This is a genomic window from Lysobacter hankyongensis, from assembly GCF_039543145.1.
In the GTDB taxonomy this organism is placed as follows: domain Bacteria; phylum Pseudomonadota; class Gammaproteobacteria; order Xanthomonadales; family Xanthomonadaceae; genus Lysobacter_I; species Lysobacter_I hankyongensis.
Window position 1 is genome coordinate 158,207 of the sequence record NZ_BAABJE010000023.1, and the last position, 21,470, is coordinate 179,676.

General features: G+C 65.6%; 20 protein-coding genes and 1 tRNA gene. 16 read left to right on the forward strand and 5 right to left on the reverse strand.

What is annotated here, in order from left to right:
- Positions 1-41: 41 nt before the first annotated feature.
- Entirely contained in the window at positions 42-947 is a 906-nt protein-coding gene (htpX, locus tag ABD974_RS17800) for a protease HtpX (protein ID WP_345304683.1), read from the reverse strand.
- A 126-nt stretch (positions 948-1,073) separates the two neighbouring features.
- On the opposite strand from htpX, the gene gluQRS reads away from it, so the two are divergent.
- The 5 genes from gluQRS to ABD974_RS17825 all read left to right on the forward strand — a co-directional run bounded on the left by gluQRS (position 1,074) and on the right by ABD974_RS17825 (position 4,607).
- Positions 1,074-1,994, forward strand: a complete 921-nt coding sequence (gene gluQRS / locus ABD974_RS17805) for a tRNA glutamyl-Q(34) synthetase GluQRS (RefSeq protein WP_345304684.1) — start codon at positions 1,074-1,076, stop codon at positions 1,992-1,994.
- Between the two features lie 88 nt (positions 1,995-2,082).
- On the forward strand, positions 2,083-2,823 hold the full coding sequence (phbB, locus tag ABD974_RS17810) for a beta-ketoacyl-ACP reductase (RefSeq protein ID WP_345304685.1): 741 nt from the start codon (positions 2,083-2,085) through the stop codon (positions 2,821-2,823).
- A gap of 188 nt (positions 2,824-3,011) precedes the next feature.
- Positions 3,012-3,515: a polyhydroxyalkanoate synthesis repressor PhaR gene (gene phaR, locus ABD974_RS17815; protein WP_345304686.1), complete on the forward strand. Its 504-nt coding sequence runs from the start codon at positions 3,012-3,014 to the stop codon at positions 3,513-3,515.
- Between the two features lie 91 nt (positions 3,516-3,606).
- The gene (phbB, locus tag ABD974_RS17820) at positions 3,607-4,347 is read left to right on the forward strand and encodes an acetoacetyl-CoA reductase (RefSeq protein ID WP_345304687.1); all 741 of its coding nucleotides are present in this window, start codon (positions 3,607-3,609) and stop codon (positions 4,345-4,347) included.
- Between the two features lie 86 nt (positions 4,348-4,433).
- The gene (locus ABD974_RS17825; RefSeq protein ID WP_345304688.1) at positions 4,434-4,607 is read left to right on the forward strand and encodes a hypothetical protein; all 174 of its coding nucleotides are present in this window, start codon (positions 4,434-4,436) and stop codon (positions 4,605-4,607) included.
- Between the two features lie 10 nt (positions 4,608-4,617).
- On the opposite strand, the gene ABD974_RS17830 is transcribed toward ABD974_RS17825, so the two are convergent.
- Positions 4,618-5,526: a M48 family metallopeptidase gene (locus tag ABD974_RS17830; RefSeq protein WP_345304689.1), complete on the reverse strand. Its 909-nt coding sequence runs from the start codon at positions 5,524-5,526 to the stop codon at positions 4,618-4,620.
- Positions 5,527-5,622: 96 nt separating this feature from the next.
- The gene (locus ABD974_RS17835) at positions 5,623-7,374 is read right to left on the reverse strand and encodes an SUMF1/EgtB/PvdO family nonheme iron enzyme (RefSeq protein ID WP_345304690.1); all 1,752 of its coding nucleotides are present in this window, start codon (positions 7,372-7,374) and stop codon (positions 5,623-5,625) included.
- Between the two features lie 224 nt (positions 7,375-7,598).
- Here ABD974_RS17835 and rnd point away from each other — a divergent pair, with 224 nt between their 5' ends.
- The 10 genes from rnd (at position 7,599) to ABD974_RS17885 (ending at position 18,655) form a co-directional block, all read left to right on the forward strand.
- Positions 7,599-8,696 (forward strand): ribonuclease D, encoded by a 1,098-nt coding sequence (gene rnd, locus ABD974_RS17840; RefSeq protein WP_345304691.1) that lies wholly within the window; start codon positions 7,599-7,601, stop codon positions 8,694-8,696.
- Between the two features lie 31 nt (positions 8,697-8,727).
- Positions 8,728-8,803, forward strand: a tRNA-Ala gene (locus tag ABD974_RS17845).
- Positions 8,804-8,939: 136 nt separating this feature from the next.
- Positions 8,940-11,720, forward strand: a complete 2,781-nt coding sequence (locus tag ABD974_RS17850; RefSeq protein WP_345304692.1) for a type I restriction endonuclease subunit R — start codon at positions 8,940-8,942, stop codon at positions 11,718-11,720.
- On the forward strand, positions 11,717-13,318 hold the full coding sequence (locus ABD974_RS17855) for a restriction endonuclease subunit S (protein WP_345304693.1): 1,602 nt from the start codon (positions 11,717-11,719) through the stop codon (positions 13,316-13,318). Before ABD974_RS17850 ends, ABD974_RS17855 begins: the two co-directional genes overlap by 4 nt.
- Positions 13,315-13,482, forward strand: a complete 168-nt coding sequence (locus ABD974_RS17860; protein WP_345304694.1) for a hypothetical protein — start codon at positions 13,315-13,317, stop codon at positions 13,480-13,482. The genes ABD974_RS17855 and ABD974_RS17860 overlap by 4 nt, the downstream gene beginning before the upstream one ends.
- The gene (locus ABD974_RS17865; RefSeq protein ID WP_345304695.1) at positions 13,479-14,672 is read left to right on the forward strand and encodes an AAA family ATPase; all 1,194 of its coding nucleotides are present in this window, start codon (positions 13,479-13,481) and stop codon (positions 14,670-14,672) included. The genes ABD974_RS17860 and ABD974_RS17865 overlap by 4 nt, the downstream gene beginning before the upstream one ends.
- Positions 14,669-15,250, forward strand: a complete 582-nt coding sequence (locus tag ABD974_RS17870; protein WP_345304696.1) for a DUF4276 family protein — start codon at positions 14,669-14,671, stop codon at positions 15,248-15,250. The genes ABD974_RS17865 and ABD974_RS17870 overlap by 4 nt, the downstream gene beginning before the upstream one ends.
- Before the next feature lie 146 nt (positions 15,251-15,396).
- Positions 15,397-16,902, forward strand: a complete 1,506-nt coding sequence (locus tag ABD974_RS17875; protein WP_345304697.1) for a class I SAM-dependent DNA methyltransferase — start codon at positions 15,397-15,399, stop codon at positions 16,900-16,902.
- Positions 16,903-17,096: 194 nt separating this feature from the next.
- Positions 17,097-17,429, forward strand: a complete 333-nt coding sequence (locus ABD974_RS17880; protein WP_345304698.1) for a helix-turn-helix transcriptional regulator — start codon at positions 17,097-17,099, stop codon at positions 17,427-17,429.
- A complete protein-coding gene (locus ABD974_RS17885) occupies positions 17,426-18,655 on the forward strand; it encodes a type II toxin-antitoxin system HipA family toxin (protein ID WP_345304699.1) in 1,230 nt (409 codons plus the stop codon). Before ABD974_RS17880 ends, ABD974_RS17885 begins: the two co-directional genes overlap by 4 nt.
- 60 nt (positions 18,656-18,715) lie before the next feature.
- On the opposite strand, the gene ABD974_RS17890 is transcribed toward ABD974_RS17885, so the two are convergent.
- Complete coding sequence (locus ABD974_RS17890) at positions 18,716-19,387, reverse strand: tellurite resistance TerB family protein (RefSeq protein WP_345304700.1); 672 nt, start codon at positions 19,385-19,387, stop codon at positions 18,716-18,718.
- Positions 19,388-19,632: 245 nt separating this feature from the next.
- Between ABD974_RS17890 and ABD974_RS17895 the strand changes: the two genes are divergently transcribed.
- Positions 19,633-20,916: a PQQ-dependent sugar dehydrogenase gene (locus ABD974_RS17895; protein ID WP_345304701.1), complete on the forward strand. Its 1,284-nt coding sequence runs from the start codon at positions 19,633-19,635 to the stop codon at positions 20,914-20,916.
- A 301-nt stretch (positions 20,917-21,217) separates the two neighbouring features.
- Here ABD974_RS17895 and ABD974_RS17900 read toward each other — a convergent pair.
- Positions 21,218-21,470: hypothetical protein (locus tag ABD974_RS17900; RefSeq protein WP_345304702.1), on the reverse strand; the 253-nt coding region annotated here is incomplete at its 5' end.

Here is a 21,470-nt window from a genome sequence, read left to right on the forward strand (position 1 = left end):
CGGCCCGAAGGCCGCTCTATCGAAGCGCCGGTGCTCGATGATCAGGACACCACGCTCGGCCGGTTGAAGGCACCGGCTTCGGAGGCCTGACGCAACGCGGCGATGCGTTCCTCCAGCGGCGGATGGCTCAGGAACAGGCGGCGCAGACCGTGGCCGACGCCACCGGAGATGCCGAAGGCCTGGACCTGCTTGGGCAGGGTGCTGGTGCCGTAGGTCATCGACAGGCGCTCCAGCGCGGCGATCATCTTGCGGCTGCCGGCCAGCTTCGCGCCGCCGGCATCGGCGCGGAATTCGCGATGGCGCGAGAACCACATCGCGATGACGCTGGCGAGCACGCCGAAGACCATGTCCAGCACGAACACGCTGAGGTAATAACCGATGCCGACGCTGCCGTCATCGCGCTGGCCGCCGAGGAAACCGTCGACGACCCGGCCGACCAGCCGCGCCAGCACGATCACGAAGGTGTTCAGCACGCCCTGCAACAGCGCCATGGTGATCATGTCGCCGTTCGCGACATGGCTGACTTCGTGCGCCAGCACCGCTTCGGCCTCGTCGCGGTCCATCGCCCGCAGCAGGCCGGTCGACACCGCGACCAGCGCGTTGTTGCGGTTGGCGCCGGTGGCGAAGGCGTTGATTTCGGGCGCGTCGTAGATCGCGACCTCGGGCATGCCGATGCCGGACGCCTCCGCCTGGCGGCGGACGGTCTGCACCAGCCAGCGTTCGACCTCGCTGCGCGGCTCCTGGATGACGTGTGCGCGGGTCGTCATCTTCGCGATCCACTTCGAGCTGAGCAGCGAAATGAGCGAACCGCCGAAACCGAACAGGACCGCCATCACCAGCAGGCCGGCGTTGGTCCGCGGATCGATCCCGAACACCGCCATGACCACGCTGAACACCAGCAGCACGGCGAGATTGGTGGCGAGAAACAGGGCGATGCGTTTGAACATGGTCGACATCCTGCGCGCGGGATGCGCGTCGATGTCGTTAAGCTGTGGCGGCCGCGCGCGGAATCAAGCCGTGCACGGCAGCCACGGGCCACCGACCGGAACGCGATTCAGTCGACAGACACCTACATGACGATCCCACCACCGCCGCACGCTGGTCATCGCGGACGTTTCGCGCCCTCGCCCACGGGACCGTTGCACTTCGGCTCGCTGGTCGCCGCGCTCGGCAGCTGGCTGATGGCGCGGCACGCCGGCGGCGAATGGTGGGTACGGATCGAAGATCTCGATCCGCCGCGCGAGGTCCCGGGCGCCGCCGATGCGCAACTGCGGACCCTGGCCGGCTTCGGGCTGATCTCCGACGCGCCCGTGGTGCGCCAGAGTGAACGCCACGCGCTGTACCGCGAGGCGCTGGACCGGCTGCTGGCGGCCGGTCTCGCCTTCGAATGCCGCTGCAGCCGCAGCGACCTCGCCGCGACCGGCGGCATCCATCGCGCCTGCCGGCCGCAGACGACCCGGACGCAGGCCGCGGTGCGCCTGCGCGTCGACGACGACGCCCGCGTCGACTTCGACGATGCCGTGCACGGCCGCATCGTGCAGGAGGTGGCCGCCGAGGTCGGCGACGTGGTGCTGCTGCGCGCCGACGGTTACTGGGCCTACCAACTCGCGGTCGTGGTCGACGACGCGGCGCAGGGCATCACCCACGTGGTCCGCGGCGCCGATCTGCTCGACTCCACCCCGCGCCAGATCCTGCTGCAGCGGGCGCTCGGGCTGGCCACACCGGGCTACGCCCATCTGCCGCTGATCGTCGACGCGGAAGGCCACAAACTGTCGAAATCGCTGGCCGCGCTGCCGGTGGATGGCGACGACCCGCTGCCCGCGCTGCGTCTGGCGTGGCGGGCGCTGGGGCAATCCGTCCCCGCGTTCGACGGGCCGGGCAGCATCGCGCATGCGCTCGCGCGCGCCGCGTGCGAATTCGATTTCCGACGCATTCCGAAGGGCCCCATTGCCTTCGCCGCGTTGCACAATGGCGGCCACGGCCTCCCCGCATAGAATCGCGACGAGCCGGACCGCCAGCAGGGCCGAGACCCTGCGGCGATCGCCACCCACTTTTACCGAAACGAAGGGAAGGGAGAACGACATGACTGCACGCGTCGCACTGGTCACCGGCGGCACCGGCGGCATCGGCACCGCGATCTGCAAGCGCCTCGCCGACATGGGGCACAAGGTCGCCACCAACTACCGCAACGAAGAAAAAGCGAAGGCCTGGCAGGCGCAGCTGAAATCCGAGGGCTACGACATCGCGCTGGCCAAGGGCGACGTGACCTCCGCCGACGAGGCCGAAGCGATGGTGCGCGAGGTCGAACGCCAGCTCGGGCCGGTCGACATCCTTGTCAACAACGCCGGCATCACCCGCGACGGCACCTTCCACAAGATGACCGCGCAGCAGTGGCAGGACGTGATCAACACCAACCTCAACTCCGTGTTCAACGTCACCCGCCCGGTGATCGAAGGCATGCGCGACCGCAAATGGGGCCGGGTCATCCAGATCAGTTCGATCAACGGCCTGAAGGGCCAGTACGGTCAGGCCAACTACGCCGCCGCGAAGGCCGGCATGCACGGCTTCACCATTTCGCTGGCGCGCGAGAACGCGAAGCTCGGCATCACCGTGAACACGATTTCGCCGGGCTACATCGCCACCGACATGGTGATGGCGGTGCCGGAGGAAGTCCGGGCCAAGATCGTGGCCGACATCCCGACCGGTCGCCTCGGCACGCCGGACGAAATCGCCTACGGGGTGGCCTTCCTGGCCGACGATCGGGCCGCGTGGATCACCGGCTCCAACCTCGACATCAACGGCGGCCATCACATGGGCTGGTAACGGCTTCACCGCCGGGTCGGGCCATCCGGCCCGGCCTCTTCCGGGCGGCCCGCTGCGCCGCCCATTGTGATCCTCGTCACCTTTCCAGCCGAGCCCGGTCCGCCCGACACTCGCGGCAGGCCGCCGAGTTGCAAGCCGCCTCCGGCTGCGCCATGCTCGCGGACCGACTCCTTTAGAGTAAAGGCTCCATGGCCTCCACGCGGATCATCAAGAAGTATCCGAACCGCCGTCTCTACGACACCAAGATCTCGAGCTACATCACGATCGAAGACGTGCGCCAGCTGATCGTGGACGGCGAGGACTTCGAAGTCCGGGATGCGAAATCCGGCGACGACCTGACCCGCCAGGTGCTGCTGCAGATCATCGCCGAGCACGAGCAGGACGGCGAACCGATGCTCTCCACGCAGTTGCTGAGCCACATCATCCGGTTCTACGGCGACTCGCTGCAGGGCTTCATGGGCAACTATCTCGAACGCTCGATGCAGATCTTCCTCGATCAGCAGCAGCAGTTCCGCCAGCAGATGGGCGGGCTCATCGGCCAGACGCCGTGGACGATGATGAACCAGCTGACCGAGCGCAATCTGGAAATGTGGCGCGAATTCCAGCACAACCTCATCGGCGCGATGGGCCGCAGCGCCTCCCCGGGCAAACCGAAGGACAAGGCCGCCGCCGGCAAGGCGCACGAGGACTGATCCAATCGATCGATCCCGGCGCGGCACCGCCGCGCCCGGGCATGCCTGTGCGCCGCACCGGCATCCAGACGGCTTTCAGGGGAAGCGGAACATGAGCAGACGCGTGGCTGTCGTCACCGGCGGCATCGGCGGGCTGGGAACGGAGATCTGCGTGGCGCTGGCCCACGCGGGGCGCAGCGTGATCGCAGCGGACCTCGGCGCGCGCGCCGAGCGCATCGAACAGTTCGCGCGCGATGTCGAAGGCCTCGACATCCGCTTCGAAGCGCTGGACGCCGGCGACTTCGAAGCCTGCGGCGCGCTGGTGCGCAAGGTCGAAGCCGACCTCGGCGCGCTCGACATCCTGGTCAACGCCGCCGGTATCACCCGCGACGGCACCCTGCGCAAGATGGACAAGGTGCAGTGGGACGCGGTGATGAACGTCAACCTCGACAGCGTCTTCAACATGTGCCGCCATGCGGTCGACGGGATGATGACGCGCGGCTTCGGCCGCGTCGTCAACATCAGTTCGGTGAACGGCCAGACCGGCCAGTTCGGGCAGACCAACTACTCCGCGGCGAAGGCCGGCATGCACGGCTTCACCATGGCCCTCGCCCGCGAGGTCGCGCGCAAGGGCGTGACCGTGAATTCGATCTCGCCCGGCTACTGCGAAACCGCGCTGGTGATGGCGATCCCCGACGACATCCGCGCCGGCATCGTCGAGAAGGTGCCGGTCGGCCGCCTCGGAAAACCGTCGGAAATCGCGCGCACCGTCGCTTTCCTCACCGACGACGAGGCCGGCTTCATCACCGGCGCGAACATTCCCGTCAACGGCGGCATGTTCATGAGCTTCTGATCGGCAGGCCCCGTGGCGCCCGCGCATTCCGGCGGGGCCACGCTACCATTGCGCATCTTCTTCTCTCGCGATGTCCGGTCTCCCGCATGATCAAGCTCACTCCGCCCAGCACGCCCGCCTTCCTGATTTCGCTGCTGCTCGGTGGCGCCGGCATCGCCGGCAAGCTCGGCTACTTCGCCATCGCCGCACCGAACGCGTTCTGGCTGCTGACCACCGCGTTCGTGTTGCTGCTGCTGTCGACGATCTTCAGGGGTCTCTGAGCCGACGCGCTCAGCGCGCGACCGCCTGATCGCAGAACTTCTGCCGGTACTCCATCGCCTTCGGCATCAACTGCTGCAGATTCTGGATGCGGGTACCGGGATTGGGATGGGTGGACGAAAATTCCGGCGGCGCCTGCCCGCCGCTGGCTTGGCTCATGCGCTCCCACAGCGGCACCGCTTCGTTCGGGTCGAAGCAGGCGGCGGCAGCGAGCATCAGGCCCACGGCATCGGCCTGGGTTTCGTGTTTGCGCGCATACGGCAGCAGATACCCGTAGCCCATCGCGGCCTGCATCATCTGCTGCTGTTGCGGGTCCAGCCCGCCCATCGCGCCGGCCATCTGGCCGATCTGCCCGAGCTTCTGCTGCGACATGCGCTGCGCGCCGTGGCGCAACAGGGCGTGGGCGATTTCATGTCCCATCACCACCGCCACCGCGTCGGCGTTGCCGGCGACCGGCAGCAGCCCCGTGTAGACCGCCATCTTGCCGCCCGGCAGGCAGAACGCATTCGCCTGATCGGACTGGATGACCTGCACGTCCCATTCGAATTCCTGCCACACCTGGTTCGGCTGCTTGCCGTTCTCGGCGGCGAGCGCGGCCTCGACTTCCGGCACCTTGGCGATCAGGCGCTTCGCGATCTCGCGCACCTGGCGGGCGGTCTGCGAATTCGGATCGATCGGCCGTTCCTTCGACAGGATGTCCTGATAGGCCTGCAGGCCCATCGCGACTTCCTCGTTCACCGAGATGCTGCTGTCGATCAGCACCTTCTCGCCGGTGTACGGGTCCTCGGTGCGGTTCGAGAACCAGTAGTACGCGCCGTACAGCGCGAACAGGATCAGGATGATGAAACGCGGATTGATGCCGCCGCGGCGCTGGCGCCCATTGCCCTGGTAACGCTGATCGCCGAAAGGGTTCTGTCGCATCGTCGTGGCCTCGCCGGAGGAAATAATGAAAGGAAACACCCGCTGGTCCATCCTGGATTCGTCGCCCGTACACGCATCCGGCGCGCGATGTCGGCTTCACAGATCCCGCACCACCCGGAAACCGGTCAGCGCGTTGGTCGCGTCCGCTTCGGCCTGACTGCGCCAGGCCGCACGCGTCTGCGCGGGCGAGTTCGACCAGGCGCCGCCACGGATCACGCGGATGCGGCAGCCCGGATTCACCCATGCCTCACCGTGGGTCGGCGCGCGACGATAACCATCATGCCAGCAATCGGCCACCCACTCGCTGACGTTGCCTTCGAGATCGTGGATGCCGAACGCATTGGCGCGGAAGCGTCCCACCGGCGCCGGGCCCCAATAACCGTCGCTGTAGCCGACGAACGCATTGCCCCAACTGCGCCCGCCGGGCGACCGGTCGCCACCGCCGGTGAGGTTGCCGGTGCCCGGCCGCGGCGGATGGTCGCCCCAGGGATACCGTCCCGGCTCACCACCGCGCAGCGCGTATTCGAATTCGGCCTCGCTCGGCAGGTGGTAACGCTGACCGGTACGCTCCGACAACCAGCGCGCGTAGGCCTCGGCGTCCTTGGCGCTGACGTGCACCACCGGCATGTCGTCCGCGGCGAGCCGGCCGAACGCGTCGTGCCGCCAGTCCACGCCGCTGCGGCGGACGAAATTGCCGCCGCGCTCGTCGTACACCAGCGAATGGCCGCGACGCACCGCGCGCGGGCGATGACCGCTGGCTTCGACGAAACGCCGGAACTCGGCGACCGTGATCTCGGTCCGCGCGATCGCGAAGCCGCGATCGAAACGCACGTAGCGCGACGGACGCTCGGCCTTGCCGGCATCCGGCTCGGCATCGCGCGCGCCCATCCGGAAACCGCCGTGCGGCACCACCACCATCTGCGGCGTGCGGCCGCCGCCCTGCAGGCCATCGGTGAAGCGCTGGCCCGGCCGCAACAGGCCGTAATGCGTGGCCAGATCGATCCGCGTGCGCAGCTCGGCGGCGGCGGGGTCGCCCGGTTTCGCGATGCGCAGCAGCTCCGCCAGACGTTCGCGCGCCCACGGCAGATGATTCGGCCGCTGCGGCTGCGACAGCAGGGCCAGACCCTCGTCGCGCAATCTGGAAATATGGATCCGGCGGATTTCCTCGACCAGCGCACGGCCGGCCTCGGCGGTCTCCATTCCCGGGCGTACCTGCTTCGCCTTCGCGAGCCAGCGCTCGGCCTGGACGAAGTCGGCGCGCACCGCCGCCTCTTCGGCGCGGCGGATCATCGCGCTCTCCACCGCGGCCACGCCCTGGCTCGCCCGCGGCTGGCCGGGCGCCAGCGTCAGGACCTGCCGGAACAGCGCCAGCGCGTTGCCGTCGCCCTCGTCCAGACGCCCGTCGGCGAGCGCCTGCTCCGCCGCCTCGTTCAGTTCCCACAGCCGGTCCGCGCGATCCAGGCGTTCCAGATAGGCCGCATCCTCCGGCCCGCGCGCGCCACTCACGCTGCGCATCACCGCGGCCACCGCATGCGCGCGACGCAGCGCGTCGGCATCTTCGCCGGCCTCGGCCAGCGCGGCATCGCCCACCGCCGGCAGTCGCGCCAGCGCACGCTGCAGGCCGTCCTTCGCGGCCGCATCGGCCGGGTCGCGCTTCAGCAGTGCGAGATACAGCGGAATCGCCGATTCGACATCCTCGTACAACCGATCCGCCGCGAGCGCCTTCGCGGCGCGCTGGCGCGCCGCGGGCACCTCGGCCTCGATCAGCGCGATCTCCGGGCTGCGCCAGGTCAGGCGCTCGGCGATGGCGTCGTCGCCGCTCACCGTCACTTCGCCGTCGGCGCGCATGCCCGCGCCCGTGGGCACCTCGTCCGTGGCAGGGGTCGCGCCGCGATCGCACCCGCACAGCAGCGCGAGCGCCAGCGCGCCCGCCCCCCATGCCTGCCGTGTCGCACGCGATGCCACTGTCCGACCCACCTCCAACCGATCCGCGCCGGTCACCTTATCGTATCGGGCGTGACCCGCACCGCACTCCGGTAGCATAGCCAACCCCCGTCGCCGGACCGTTCCCCTTGCCGCACTGGATCACCGACCCCGCCGCGCTCGACGCCCTCATCGCCGCACCACCGGCCGTGCTCGCGCTGGACACCGAATTCGTCCGCGAACGCACCTACTGGCCGCAGCTGGCGCTGGTGCAGATCGCGGCAGGCGAAGGCGACGACGACATCCTGCTGGTCGATCCGCTGGCTCCGGGCATGCCCGCCGCCCTCGCCCGGGTCCTCGCCGACCCGCGTTCGCTGAAGCTGATGCACAGCGCCGGCGAAGACCTGATCGCACTGAAGTACACCTGCAACGCACTGCCGCAGCCGCTGTTCGACACCCAGATCGCCGCGGCCCTGTGCGGCATCGGCGCCGGACTGGGCTATCAGCGGCTGGTGCAGGAACTGCTCGGCGTCACCGTCGACAAGGGCGAAACCCGCTCCGACTGGCTACGTCGTCCGCTGTCACCGTCGCAACTGCATTACGCCGCCGACGACGTGCGCCACCTCGCCGCCGTCTGGCGCACGCTGCGCGACCGTCTGGACTCGGCAGGGCGCATGCCGTGGCTGGAAGAAGACTGCGCGCGGATGCTGGCCAACGCCGCGCAGGACGAACCGGAACGCTGGCCGCACCTCGCCATGCGCTCGGCGCAGTTCCTCGACCGCGACGGCCAGGTCCGCCTGCTGCGCCTGCTGCGCTGGCGCGAGACCCAGGCCCGGGCCTCGGACCGACCGCGCAGCTGGATTCTCGACAACGAACTGGCGCCGTTGCTGGCCCGCACCCCGCCGCGCGATCTGGCCGAACTGCAGAAGGTCTTCGACGGCCAGCCCAAGGCCCCGCGGAAACTGGCCGCACAGGTGCTCGACGCTCTCCACGCGCCGCTGCCCGACGAGGACGCGATGCCGCTCGCGCGCATCGACGACCGCGACCGTCAGGCCTATAAACGCCTGCAGCAGGCCGTGGCCGAACGCAGCGCCGAGCTGGGCCTGCCAGACGGCGTGCTCGCCTCCAGGCGCTGGCTGGAAGCCCTGCAGGACGGCGAAGACTGGCCCGGCGCCCTCGCCGGCTGGCGCCGCAGCCAACTCGAACCCGCCCTCGCCCCCGTGCTGGCGGCGATTGGCAACCGCTGACGCCCGGGCTTATACTGCGCGTCCCACGCGTGGGGCCATAGCTCAGCTGGGAGAGCGCGTCGTTCGCAATGACGAGGTCGGGAGTTCGATCCTCCCTGGCTCCACCAACATTCCAGAAAAGCCCGGGCTTCGGCCCGGGCTTTTTTGTGCCTGCACGCCCGCCGCCGCCGCGCGGCAACGCCTATCATCTGGATGCATCGATGGCCCAAGACCATCGGCGTCGCTGAAACGGGGACAGCACGGATGACACCTGAAGCCAAAGCGCGGCAGTTGATCGACGACAAGCTGGCGCAGGCCGGCTGGATCGTGCAGGACTACAAACGCTTCGATCCCGGCGCCGGGCCCGGCATCGCCGTTCGGGAATACCCCACCGACACCGGCCCCGCCGACTACGTACTGTTCGTGGACCGCACCGCGGTGGGCGTCATCGAAGCCAAGCGCGACGAGGCCGGCGAAAACATCACCATCGCCGAGCAGCAGACCGCGCGCTACGCCAACGCCACCCTGAAATGGCGCAAGGACAACACCCCGCTGCCGTTCCTGTTCGAGGCCACCGGCCAGATCATCCGCTTCACCGACGGCCGCGACCCCGCGCCGCGTTCGCGCGAGATCTTCCACTTCTTCACGCCCGCGCGGATCGCCGAATGGCGGGCGCAGCCCGATACCCTGCGTCGGCGTCTCGCCGAGCGCATGCCCGAGCTGCCCACCCGCGATCTTCGCGACTGCCAGGTCGGCGCCGTCACCGGGCTGGAAACCTCGCTGGCCGCCAATCGCCCGCGCGCGCTGATCCACATGGCCACCGGTGCCGGCAAGACGTTCACCGCCATCACGTCGGCCTATCGGCTGCTGAAGTTCGGCGGCGCCAAACGCATCCTGTTCCTGGTCGACACCCGCAACCTCGGCAAGCAGGCGCATCAGGAATTCATGGCCTACACGCCGCCCGACGATGCCCGCAAGTTCACCGAGCTGTACAACGTGCAGCGGCTCGCCTCGCCCAACATCGACCCGCATGCGCAGGTCTGCATCAGCACCATCCAGCGCATGTACTCCATCCTCAGCGGCGAGCCCATCGACGACTCGGCCGAGGATGTTTCGCTCAACGAGCTGCAGCAGACCGGCAAGCAGCAGAAACTCTTGCGCTACAACCCGGCCGTGCCGGTGGAAACCTTCGACGTCATCGTCATTGACGAGTGCCACCGCAGCATCTACAACCTGTGGAAGCAGGTGCTGGACTACTTCGACGCCTTCCTCATCGGCCTCACCGCCACCCCGGACAAACGTACTCTCGGCTTCTTCAACCAGAACATCGTCGCCGAATACACCTACGAGCAATCCGTCGCCGACGGCGTCAACGTCACCTACGATGTGTACGTGATCGATACCGAGATCACCACCAAAGGCGGCAGACTGGAAGCCAGGGAGTGGGTGGATCACCGCCACCGCCTCACCCGCAGGAAGCGCTGGGCCGAAACCGAGGACGACATCGTCTATACCGGACAGCAGTTGGACCGCGCCGTGGTCAACCCCAACCAGATCCGGCTGGTGATCCAGGAGATGAAGCGCGCGGTCGAAAGCAGTATCTTTCCCGGCCGCAGGGAAACGCCGAAGACCCTGATCTTCGCCAAGACCGACAGCCACGCCGACGACATCATCCAGATCGTTCGCGAGGTCTACGGCCAGGGCAATGCGTTCTGCAAGAAAGTCACCTACAAATCCGAAGAAGACCCCGACAGCGTGCTCGCCAGCTTCCGCAACGACTATCACCCGCGCATCGCCGTCACCGTCGACATGATCGCCACCGGCACCGACGTGAAACCGCTGGAAGTGCTGCTGTTCATGCGCGACGTGCGCAGCCGCGGCTACTACGAACAAATGAAGGGCCGCGGCGTGCGCTCGCTGGATGCCGACGGCCTGCAGCGCGTGTCCGCCAGCGCCGACGGCGCCAAGGAACGCTTCGTGCTGATCGACGCCGTGGGCGTGGAGACGTCGCTGAAGACCGAAAGCCGGCCGCTGGAGAAACTGCCGACAGTGGCGCTCGCCAGCCTGTTGCAGGGCGTGGCCATCGGCCACCGCGACGACGACACCGTGCTGTCGCTCGCCAACCGTCTGCTGCGCCTGGCCAAGCATCTCGCCCCCAAGGCGCAGGCCCGCATCGCGGCGCTGGCCGGCGGCGTCACCGTCGGCGCGCTGGGCAAGGCGCTGATCGAAGCGACCAATCCCGATGCCATCGTGCAGCACGCGCTGGCTACCGCGCAGGCGAACGGCATCACACGCGATGAAGACAGCCTTACCGCCGCCGAACTGCAGGCCGCGCGCGACGCCCGCGTCGCCGCGGCCTGCCGGCCGTTCGACAACCCCGATCTTCGCGAAGCCATCGAGAATGCGCGCCGCGATCACGAACAGTTGATCGACCACATCAACCCGGATCAGATCATTTACACCGGTTTTTCCGAACAGGCCGAACAGGAGGCGAAGCAGGTCATCCAGCGTTTCGCCGACTACATCGCGCAGCACAAGGACGAGATCGAGGCCCTGAGTTTCTTCTACCAGCAGCCGTACCGCCGCCGCGCGCTGACCTTCGAGATGATCGAAGACCTGCACGAACGCCTGCGCAGTCCGCCGCTGCTGCTCACCACCGAGCGCCTGTGGGGCGCGTACGCCCGCGTGCAGGCCAGCCACGTCGCCGGGGCCGAGCGCAAACGCCAGCTCACCGATCTCATCGCGCTGGTGCGTTTCGCCATCGGCCTGGACAGCGAACTGCGGCCGTTCAGCGATCAGGTCGACAAGCGTTTCCAGGCCTGGATCTTCCGCCACAACGCCCAGCGCACCACGTCCTTTACCGCCGAACAGACCGAATGGCTGCGCCTGATGAAAGACCACCTCGCCACCAGCGGCTGCATCACTCGCGACGACTTCGACCTGCCCGGCCTGTCCGCCAAGGGCGGGCTGCAGAAAGCGTGGGCGGTGCTGGGGAATGAACTGGATGGATTGATGGATGAGATGAATGTGGAGTTGGTGGCTTGAACGACCATAGCAACCTGCCGAAAGGTTGGACTCGAACAACCCTGTCTGAAATTATCGAACCGAGATCAGATCGTGTCCTGCCATCAGCCATGCCGCTTGCTCAGTACATAGGCTTGGAGCACGTCGAGGCACACACGAACAAGCTTCTAGCGACGATTCCAGCCGGCAATATGTCGAGCAGCTCTGCTCGTTTCTTCTCTGGGGACGTGCTCTATGGAAGGATGCGCCCGTACCTCAATAAAGTAGTGCAGCCAAAATTCGATGGAGTAGCTTCAGCTGAATTTATCGTATTTCCGACTACCGAAATAATCAGCAGTGATTTCCTTATTGGCCGAATTTCTGCGAGTGACTTCGTAGATTTTGCCTGCAGCCAGTACGAAGGTGATAGGCCGCGGGTCAAATTCGAGCAGCTAGCAAATTTTGTGGTGGATCTCCCCCCACGTTCCGAACAAATTCGCATCGTCGAAAAGCTAGAAGAGCTGCTCTCCGATCTCGATGCCGGCGTGGCCGAACTGAAGGCTGCGCAGGCCAAGTTGGTGCGCTACCGGCAATCGCTGCTGAAAGCCGCCGTCGAAGGCGCACTCACCGCCGAATGGCGCGCGGCCCGCGCCGGCGCACACCCTCCCCCGCGTGCGGGGGAGGGCCAGGGCGGGGGCACTGCGCCCCCATCCCAGCCTTCCCCCGCACGCGGGGGAAGGGGCCAAAGCGACACCGGCGCGCAGTTGCTGGAGCGCATCCTCAGCGAACGCCGCGCCCGCTGGGAAGCGAAGCAACTCGCGAAGTTCGCCGAACAGGGCAAAGCACCGCCCAAAGACTGGCAAAAGAAATATCCTGAGCCGGTGCAGCCCGATACCCGTGACTTGCCGAAGCTGCCGGAGGCGTGGGTGTGGGCGAGCCTGGATCAACTGACAGAATTCATCACGAGTGGTTCACGCGGATGGGCCGATTACTATTCGGCCGAGGGCGCAATTTTCATTCGCTCTCAAAACATCAACAAAGACCGGCTCGATCTTTCAGACACTGCGTTCGTCAGGCCTCCTAAAAACAACGACGGCTTACGTGCCAGCGTTCAAAAGCATGATCTTCTGCTGACGATCACCGGTGCGAATGTAGGCAAAACGGCATGCGTAGAAATCAATCTGAATGAAGCATATGTCAGCCAACACGTCGCACTCATACGCCTAGTTGAAGCGGCGTTGGACAATTTCATCCATCTCTTTCTGACTTCATCGTCTGGTGGACGCGGACAGCTGGACAAAGAGGCCTATGGTGCCGGGAAACCAGGATTGAACCTGCAGCAAGTTGGATCGGTGCACATACCACTGCCCGGGCGTGCTGAAATTTCAGCGATCATGGCTATTCTGAAAGCCCAATTGGAAGTAATTTCAGAACAAAATCAGTCCATCGATGGATTGCTCAAACAATCCACCGCCCAACGCAAAAACATCCTCCGCGCCGCATTCTCCGGCCAACTCGTGCCGCAGGACCCGAACGACGAACCCGCCAGCGCGCTGCTGGCGCGCATCCGCGCACAGCGCGAGGCGGACACGGGCGCATCCGCAAGCAAGCGTGGCCGCAAGGCCAAGGGGGCGGCATGAGCGAGGGACAGGGCGAGCTGATTCTCTACCGCACCGAAGACGGCCGCACTGCCGCCGAGCCGATCGTGGCGCGCCGATGCCGTGCATCCGGACCGGACGTGCTGCAGCGCCTTGGACTACACTACGACGCCGCAAACGCGCTGACGCGGGTGAATGACGCATGAAAATCGAATCGATCCGCCTCAAGAATTTCAAGGCCTTCCGCGATGTTCATCTTCGCGATATTCCGCCGTTCCTGGTGGTGGTGGGAGCGAATGGCTCCGGCAAATCCACGCTGTTCGATGTCTTCGGCTTCCTGCACGACTGCCTCAAGGGCAATGTCCGCAAGGCACTGGACAACCGCGGACGCTTCGGCGAAGTGCTCAGCCGGGGCTGCGATCCCAAGCAGGATTCGATCCTGATCGAATTGCAGTACCGCATGGAGATCACCGGAGTGGAACGTCTGGTCACGTACTCGCTCGAAATCTCGGAGCACAACGGCGCACCAGTCGTCTCCAAGGAATTGTTGCGCTACAAGCGCGGCCGCTACGGCAGCCCGTTCCACTTCCTCAGCTTCTCCAACGGCGAAGGCTACGCGATCACCAACGAAGAAGACTTCAACAAATCCGACGAGGACCTGGACCGCGAGACCCAGCGCGTATCGCCGGACACATTGGCGATCAAGGGCCTAGGCCAATTGGAACGCTTCAAGGCGGCCAACGCCTTCCGCCAGCTGATCGAAAACTGGCATGTCTCCGATTTCCATATCAATGCCGCGCGCGGCCGCAAGGACGCTTCCGGGGACAGTGAGCATCTCTCGGAAAGCGGCGACAACCTGCCGCTGGTCGCACGCTATCTGCACGAACAGCACCCTGAGGTGTTCAGCGACATCCTCAAGACCATGGCGCGCCGGATTCCCGGCGTCGCAGGCGTGGAGCCGAAGTTGCTTGAGGATGGCTATCTGACCCTGCGCTTCAGCGACGGCTCGTTCAGGACACCGTTTTTGGACCGCTACGTGTCCGACGGGACCATCAAGATGTTCGCCTATCTGGTGCTGCTGCACGACCCCAGACCGCACCCGCTGCTGTGCGTGGAAGAACCCGAGAACCAGCTCTATCCCCAGCTGATGACCGAGCTCGCCGAGGAATTCCGCAACTATGCGCAACGCGGCGGCCAGGTGTTCGTCTCCACCCATTCGCCCGACTTCCTCAATGCGCTGGAACTCGATGAAGTCTGCTGGCTGGTCAAGCAGAACGGGTATTCCGACATCCATCGGGCGAAAGACAACGAGCAGATCGCCGCCTACATGGCCGATGGCGACCAGTTGGGCTATTTGTGGAAACAGGGCTTCTTCGAGGGAGTGGATCCTTTATGAGGGAGCTGGTGTTTCTTCTGGAAGAAATGTCCGCACGCGCCCTGCTCGAAAGTCTCCTGCCACGGGTTCTGTCGGACCAGGTCGCTCACCGATTGATTCCGTTCGAAGGCAAGCAGGACCTGGAACGTCAGCTCGCCCGGAAAATTCGCGGCTATCGCAATCCGCATGCGCGCTTCATCATCCTGCGCGATCAGGACAGCCACCCCGATTGCCGTGCACTCAAGCAGAATCTGTTGGATCTGTGCGCATCGACCGGCAGACAGGACCAGTGCCTGGTCCGTATCGCATGCACGGAGCTGGAAACCTTCTACCTTGCGGACCTGCAGGCGGTCGAAACGGCGCTGGAAGTGAACGGTCTGGCCGCACGGCAGCAAAGCCGGAAATTCCGCGCTCCCGACACGCTCGCCAGCCCCAGCCAGGAACTCAAGACGCTGACCGGGAACCGCTACCAGAAAGTGTCCGGGTCTCGCGCCATCGGCCTGCACATCGCAGCGAACAACGACCGCTCGCCCAGCTTCCGAAACCTCATGGCTGCCATCCGCAAGATGGAGACCGCGCTTCTGGCGCTGCCGGAGTGAGGCCTGTTTTTTCTTATCAAGCCTCACGGATAACAACCGCAGGCCTCCATGTAATTTACTGAAAAAGAAATAAATATTCAGAATTTTATTATCCGGAAGCGCTACAGCGCTGCCTGATTCGATGGTTGTTTGATGGAACCCTCGCAATGAACGCCTCAAGCCTCGTCCAAAAAATCTGGAACTTCTGCCACACCCTGCGCGATGACGGCGTGGGGTATGGCGACTATCTGGAACAGTTGACCTATCTGCTGTTTCTGAAAATGGCGCACGAGTACGCGCAGCCGCCCTACCAGCGCGACACCCGTATTCCCGATGGCTATGGCTGGGCGAACCTGAAGTCGAAGGTGGGCGAGCCGCTGGAACGGCACTACGTGAAGACGCTGAACAAGCTGGGCAAGGAAGACGGCATGCTAGGGGCGATCTTCTTCAAGGCGCAGAACAAGATCCAGGATCCGGCGAAGCTGTCGCGGCTGGTGCAGATGATCGACGCCGAGAACTGGGTGGGCATGGACGCCGACACCAAGGGCGATCTGTACGAAGGCCTGTTGCAGAAGAACGCCGAAGACACCAAGAGCGGCGCCGGCCAGTACTTCACGCCGCGCGCGCTGATCCAGGCGATGGTGGCGTGCATGCGCCCGCAGCCGATGAAAACCATCGCCGACCCGGCCTGCGGCACCGGCGGCTTCTTTCTGGTCGCCAACGAGTGGCTGAGCGGCACCGGCGATTGGCTGAAGCAGAATGCCGATTGGCTGGGCTACGAAGCGCCCAAACTCAATTCGAAGCAGAAGGCGTTTCTGCGCGACCAGACCTTCCACGGCAACGAGATCGTCGCCGGCACCCGCCGGCTGTGCCTGATGAATCTGTTCCTGCACAACATCGGCGAACTGGTGGGCGATCCGTCGGTGGAGCGATCGGACGCGCTCATCGAAGAACCGCAGCAGACCGTGCATTACGTGCTGGCGAATCCGCCGTTCGGCAAGAAAAGCAGCATGACCATCACCAACGAGGAAGGCGAGGAAGATCGCGACGCGCTGACCTACGAGCGTCAGGACTTCTGGGAAACCACCTCGAACAAGCAGCTGAATTTCCTGCAGCACATCGTCAGTATGCTGAAAGTGGACGGCAAGGCAGCTGTTGTGCTGCCGGACAATGTGCTGTTCGAGGGCGGCGCGGGCGAGAAGATCCGCCGCAAGCTGCTGGAAACCTGCGACGTGCACACCGTGCTGCGCCTGCCGACCGGCATCTTCTATGCCCAGGGCGTGAAGGCGAACGTGGTGTTCTTCGACGCCAAGCGCAAGGACGGCCGCACCCAGACCGAGGGCGTATGGTTCTACGACCTGCGCACCAACCAGCACTTCACCCTGAAGACGCGGCCGCTGAAGCTGGAGGACCTGCGCGATTTCATCGCCTGCTACAACCCCGACAACCGCCACGCGCGCCAAGAAACCGAGCGCTTCAAATACTTCAGCTACGACACGCTGATCGCCCGCGACAAGGCCAGCCTCGACGTGTTCTGGCTGAAGGACGACAGCCTCGACAATCTCGACGACCTGCCGCCGCCGGACGTGCTGCAGCAGGAAATCATCGACCACCTCGAAGCCGCGCTGGCGGCCTTCCGGGATGTCGCGGCGGCGTTGCCGAAAAGCGCCTGATCGGTCGAAGTCGGGCCCGAGCAGACGGGGCCTCGAGCCGCGGGCCGGCGAGCGGACGATTCGCGGCACCGCAACTGGCGCCCGATTAATCGACAATATTTTGATGTTTATAGTCGATTTTCAGCCTTAATCGTCAAATTCATGCGACTATTCGGCAATCGCTTCACAAGGAATTCCCGCACCGGGACTTCACCATGCCCTTCCACTTCGCCACCGCTCATGAGATCGCGCAGACCCTGGCCCAGCGGCTGAGGGTCGCGCGTTTGGCGCAGGGACTGACGCAGGCGGAGCTGGCGACGCGGGCGGGCGTCTCGGTCGGGACGATCCGCCATCTGGAGCGCGACGGCGATTGCGCGTTCGCGACCGTGATCAAGGTGGCGCAGTGCCTGCGGCTGGAGGATGGCTTCGAGGCGCTGTTCGCGCCGGGCGTGCAGTCCATCGCCGAATTGGCTCGCCTGGAAGATGCGAAATCGAAGGTGAGGCAACGCGCGCCGCGCAAGCCACGCCCTCCGAAGGCAGCGCCATGAAGCGGCTCGACGTGATCTACGACGGCTGGGGCGAGCATTGGCCGCTGGGGACGCTGGCCGACACCGGGCGCACGCTGCTGTTCGAATATTCGGCGGAGGCGCATCGCCAGGGACTGGAACTGTCTCCGTATCGCCTGCCGCTGCAGACGCCTGCATTTCAGGGATTCCCCGCGCATCAGTGGCGCCTGCCGGGCCTGATCGCGGACGCGCTGCCGGATGGTTGGGGCCTGCTGCTGATGGATCGCCTGTTCCGCAGGCGCGGCCTGCGGCCGGAGTCGTTGTCGCCGCTGGATCGTCTGGCGTTCATCGGCGATCGCGGCATGGGCGCGTTGAGTTTCCAGCCGGCAGACGCTATCGATCTCGGCGACGAGGATCTGTCGCTGCTGCAACTGGCGCAGGAAGCGCAGGCCGTGATCCACGATCACGCCACGCTGGCGCTGCCGACGCTGGCGCGTCTGGGCGGTTCGCCGCACGGTGCGCGGCCGAAGGTGCTGGTGCATATCGATCCGCGATCGCAGGCGGTCGGCACCCAGGCCTTCGCCGGCGCCGAGCCTTGGCTGGTGAAGTTCCAGGCCGGCGACGAACATCCTGAAGTGTGCGCGATCGAATGGCTGTATTCGCAGATCGCGCGCGCCTACGGTATCGACATGCCGCAGACGCATCTGTTCGCGCTGAGCGGAACGTTGTCCGCGTTCGGCATCCGGCGCTTCGACCGGGAAAATGGCCTGCGCGTGCCCACGCTGACGATGGCCGGCGCGCTGGACGCGAACTTCCGCGAGCCCGCGCTCGGCTACGACGTGCTGCTGAGACTCACGCGGATGCTGACGCGCAGCCAGGCGGAAGTGGACAAGGCGTATCGCCGGGTCGTGTTCAATGTCGCGTTCCACAATCGCGATGACCATGCCAAGAACATCTCGTTCCGTCTGGATGCGGAGCGTCATTGGCGATTGGCGCCAGCCTACGATCTGACCTTCAGCGTCGGGCCGGGCGGCGAACATCACATGGACGTGTGCGGGGAAGGCAGCGACGTGACCCGGGCCCACCTGTTGCGGCTGGCGAAGGACGGCGACGTGAAGCCGGCATTCGCGAGCGCCTGCATCGACGAGGTCTGCGAACTCGCGGAAGGGTTCGATGCGATGGCCGCACCGCTGCCCATCCGCGCGGCGACGCGTCGCACCTTGCTTCAGGCGATTCGACGCACGACCGCTCTGCTGCGCACCGCATGAAGCGGCAATGCAGAGCGGCCCGAAGGCCACTCTGCCGGCAATGACGCCGCCCGCAAATCTTCAGGCCGCGCCTTCGGCGTCCTTCACCTGCTGTTCGAGCTTCGCTTTCAGGGCGTCGTCGAGTTTGAGCTGGCGCGCGAGTTCGTCGAGGTAGGCGCGTTCCATGAAGTTCTGGTCGTCGGCGGCGATCAGGCTGGCGATGTACATCTCGGCGGCGAGTTCGGGCGAGGTCGCGGCGCTGGCGACTTCGGCCGGGTCCAGCGGTTTGCTCAGTTCGACCTGCAGCCACTGGCGCACTTCGGGTTCGGCGCCGATGCGGCTGAACTCGCCTTCGATCACTTCGCGCTCGCGGTCGTCGACGTGGCCGTCGGCCTTCGCGGCCGCGATCAGGGCCTTGAGGATGGCCTGGCTGTGCGATTCGACTTCCGGCGCCGGCAGCGTGTGCAGGGGCTGCGGCACGGTGCCGGCGGTCGTCGCCACGCCCTGCTGTTTCTTGTAGTCGCCATAGGCCTTGTAGGCCAGCATGCCGACCGCGGCCAGACCGCCGTAGACCGCAACCTTGCCGCCCATCTTGCGCGCCTTGCGGTTGCCCAGCAGCAGACCCAGCGCACCGCCGGCGAGCGCGCCCTTGCCGAAGTCGGCCCCGCTCTTCACGCCGGCGACGTTGCCCAGATCGCCCGCGCTCTGCTGTGCGGTCTTCAGCAACTGGTCGAGAAAGCCCTGGATCTTCATGCGCGGTGCTCCGGTGATGAGAGGTGGATGCCACATCGGGTGTGGGCGCGGGGACCGGGCTTCAACCCGCCAGAAGTCATATGGCGCGATGTCATGAGCGCGGCAGCGTCCGCACGGCCACCGCGTTCAGACAACCAGCAGGCTGAGGGCGCAAGATGCCCTTGCCCCCGGCCTGTTAACCCGGTCACGGCAACGCCGGCCGCGGTCGGCTACAACGCCATCACCCGATCACGAGGCAGCCCCCCATGCCCCCGTTCACGCCCGCCCTGCTCTGCGCCACCGCGTTGCTGACCCTCTCCCTCGCCAGTTGCGCCGCCGCTCCCGGCAATGCCGAGGACGACAAGCGCACCTTCGCCGGCAAGCCGCGCGAGGAACGCCCGCAGCGCCGCGACACTACGCCGACGCCGACCCCGGCGCCCGCCGCCGAGGCCGCGACCAAGCCCCGCATCACCGGCGGCCCGTCGCGCCCGCGACGCCTGCCCAATCCGCCGTTCGCCAGCACCAGCTTCGGCACCTTCAACGAACCCTGGGCGATGACCTTCCTGCCCGATGGCCGGCTGCTGGTGACCGAAAAGCCGGGACAACTGCGGCTGTTCAATACCGTCACCAAGACCACCGGCACCATCACCGGCGTTCCCGCGGTGGCCTACGGCGGCCAGGGCGGTCTGGGCGACGTGGTGCTGCATCCGCAGTTCGCGACCAATCGCTACGTCTACTACAGCTACGCGCAGGCCGGCGCCAACGGCACCCGCGGCGCGGTGGTCGCACGCGCGCCGCTCACGCTGGACGGCAACGGCGGCGGCAGTCTCGGCGCCTCGCAGATCGTCTGGGAACAAAGCCCGAAAGTCAGCGGCGACGGGCACTACAGCCACCGCATCGCCTTCGGCGCCGACGGCAAACTGTGGATCACCTCCGGCGAACGGCAGAAGGCTTCGCCCGCGCAGGACATGTCCGGCAACCTCGGCAAGGTGGTTCGCCTCAACGACGACGGCAGCGTGCCCGCCGACAACCCGTTCGCGAACCAGGGCGGCGTGGCCGCTCAGGTGTGGTCGCTGGGCCATCGCAATCTGCTGGGCATCGCGTTCGACGCCAACGGACGCCTGTGGACCCACGAAATGGGCCCCGCCGGCGGCGACGAACTCAATCTGATCGAACGCGGCAACAACTACGGTTGGCCGATCGTTTCCAACGGCGACAACTACGACGGTTCGCCGATTCCCGACCACCCGACCCGCCCGGAGTTCAATCCGCCGGAAGCGTGGTGGACGCCGGTGATCGCACCCGCGGGCTTCGTCATCTACTCCGGCAACCTGTTCCCGTATTTCAAGGGCCACGGCTTCATCGGCGGCCTCGCCTCGCAGGCGATCATCCGCATCCAGTTCGACGGCGTCACCGCGCGCGAAGCCGAACGCTACGCCATGGGCCGCCGCATCCGCGAGATCGAACAGGGCCCCGACGGCGCGCTGTGGGTGCTGGAAGACGGCGCCGGCGGGCGGCTGCTGAAACTGACGCCGCTGCCGGGATTGTGAGACGCGAAGGCGTATTCGCGCAGCGGTCATGACGAATGCTGAGTCATGGATCGATCACAACGCACAAGCCCCGCAAATGCGGGGCTTGGCGTTCGATCAGCAGACACACGTGAGCAATAGTTCACTCCGAGCCACATTCTTATCAAATTTCGATTTTGAGACAGGCTCTAGCCAGATTTTCAATCCGCTGCTTGTGGCGGCGGAGGCGGTGGTGGCGGAGTAGGACTCTCGATTTTGATCGCCGCCTGCCCAGGCACCTTCGTCAACTTCAGACTTGCCCATGCATTGCCATTCGATCTAGTCAAACCCCTATAAATACAGATCTCTTGAGCTCTAGATAGTCAAGCTCCTCTTCCACACCTTCGAGCGCTTCAATTTGCAATTCAATTGCCGATGTTTGGTTGTAGTACTGAGCGGATTCCAGGTCCATATACACATAGTACACATCACCTTTTTTTCTTGGGATTCCCTCAAAAGAGACCATCCTTCCTATTGAAGCGTCCTTGTTTCTTCGAGTCACCCGGAAGTAGAGGTTGACGGGGATTGTGCCCGAG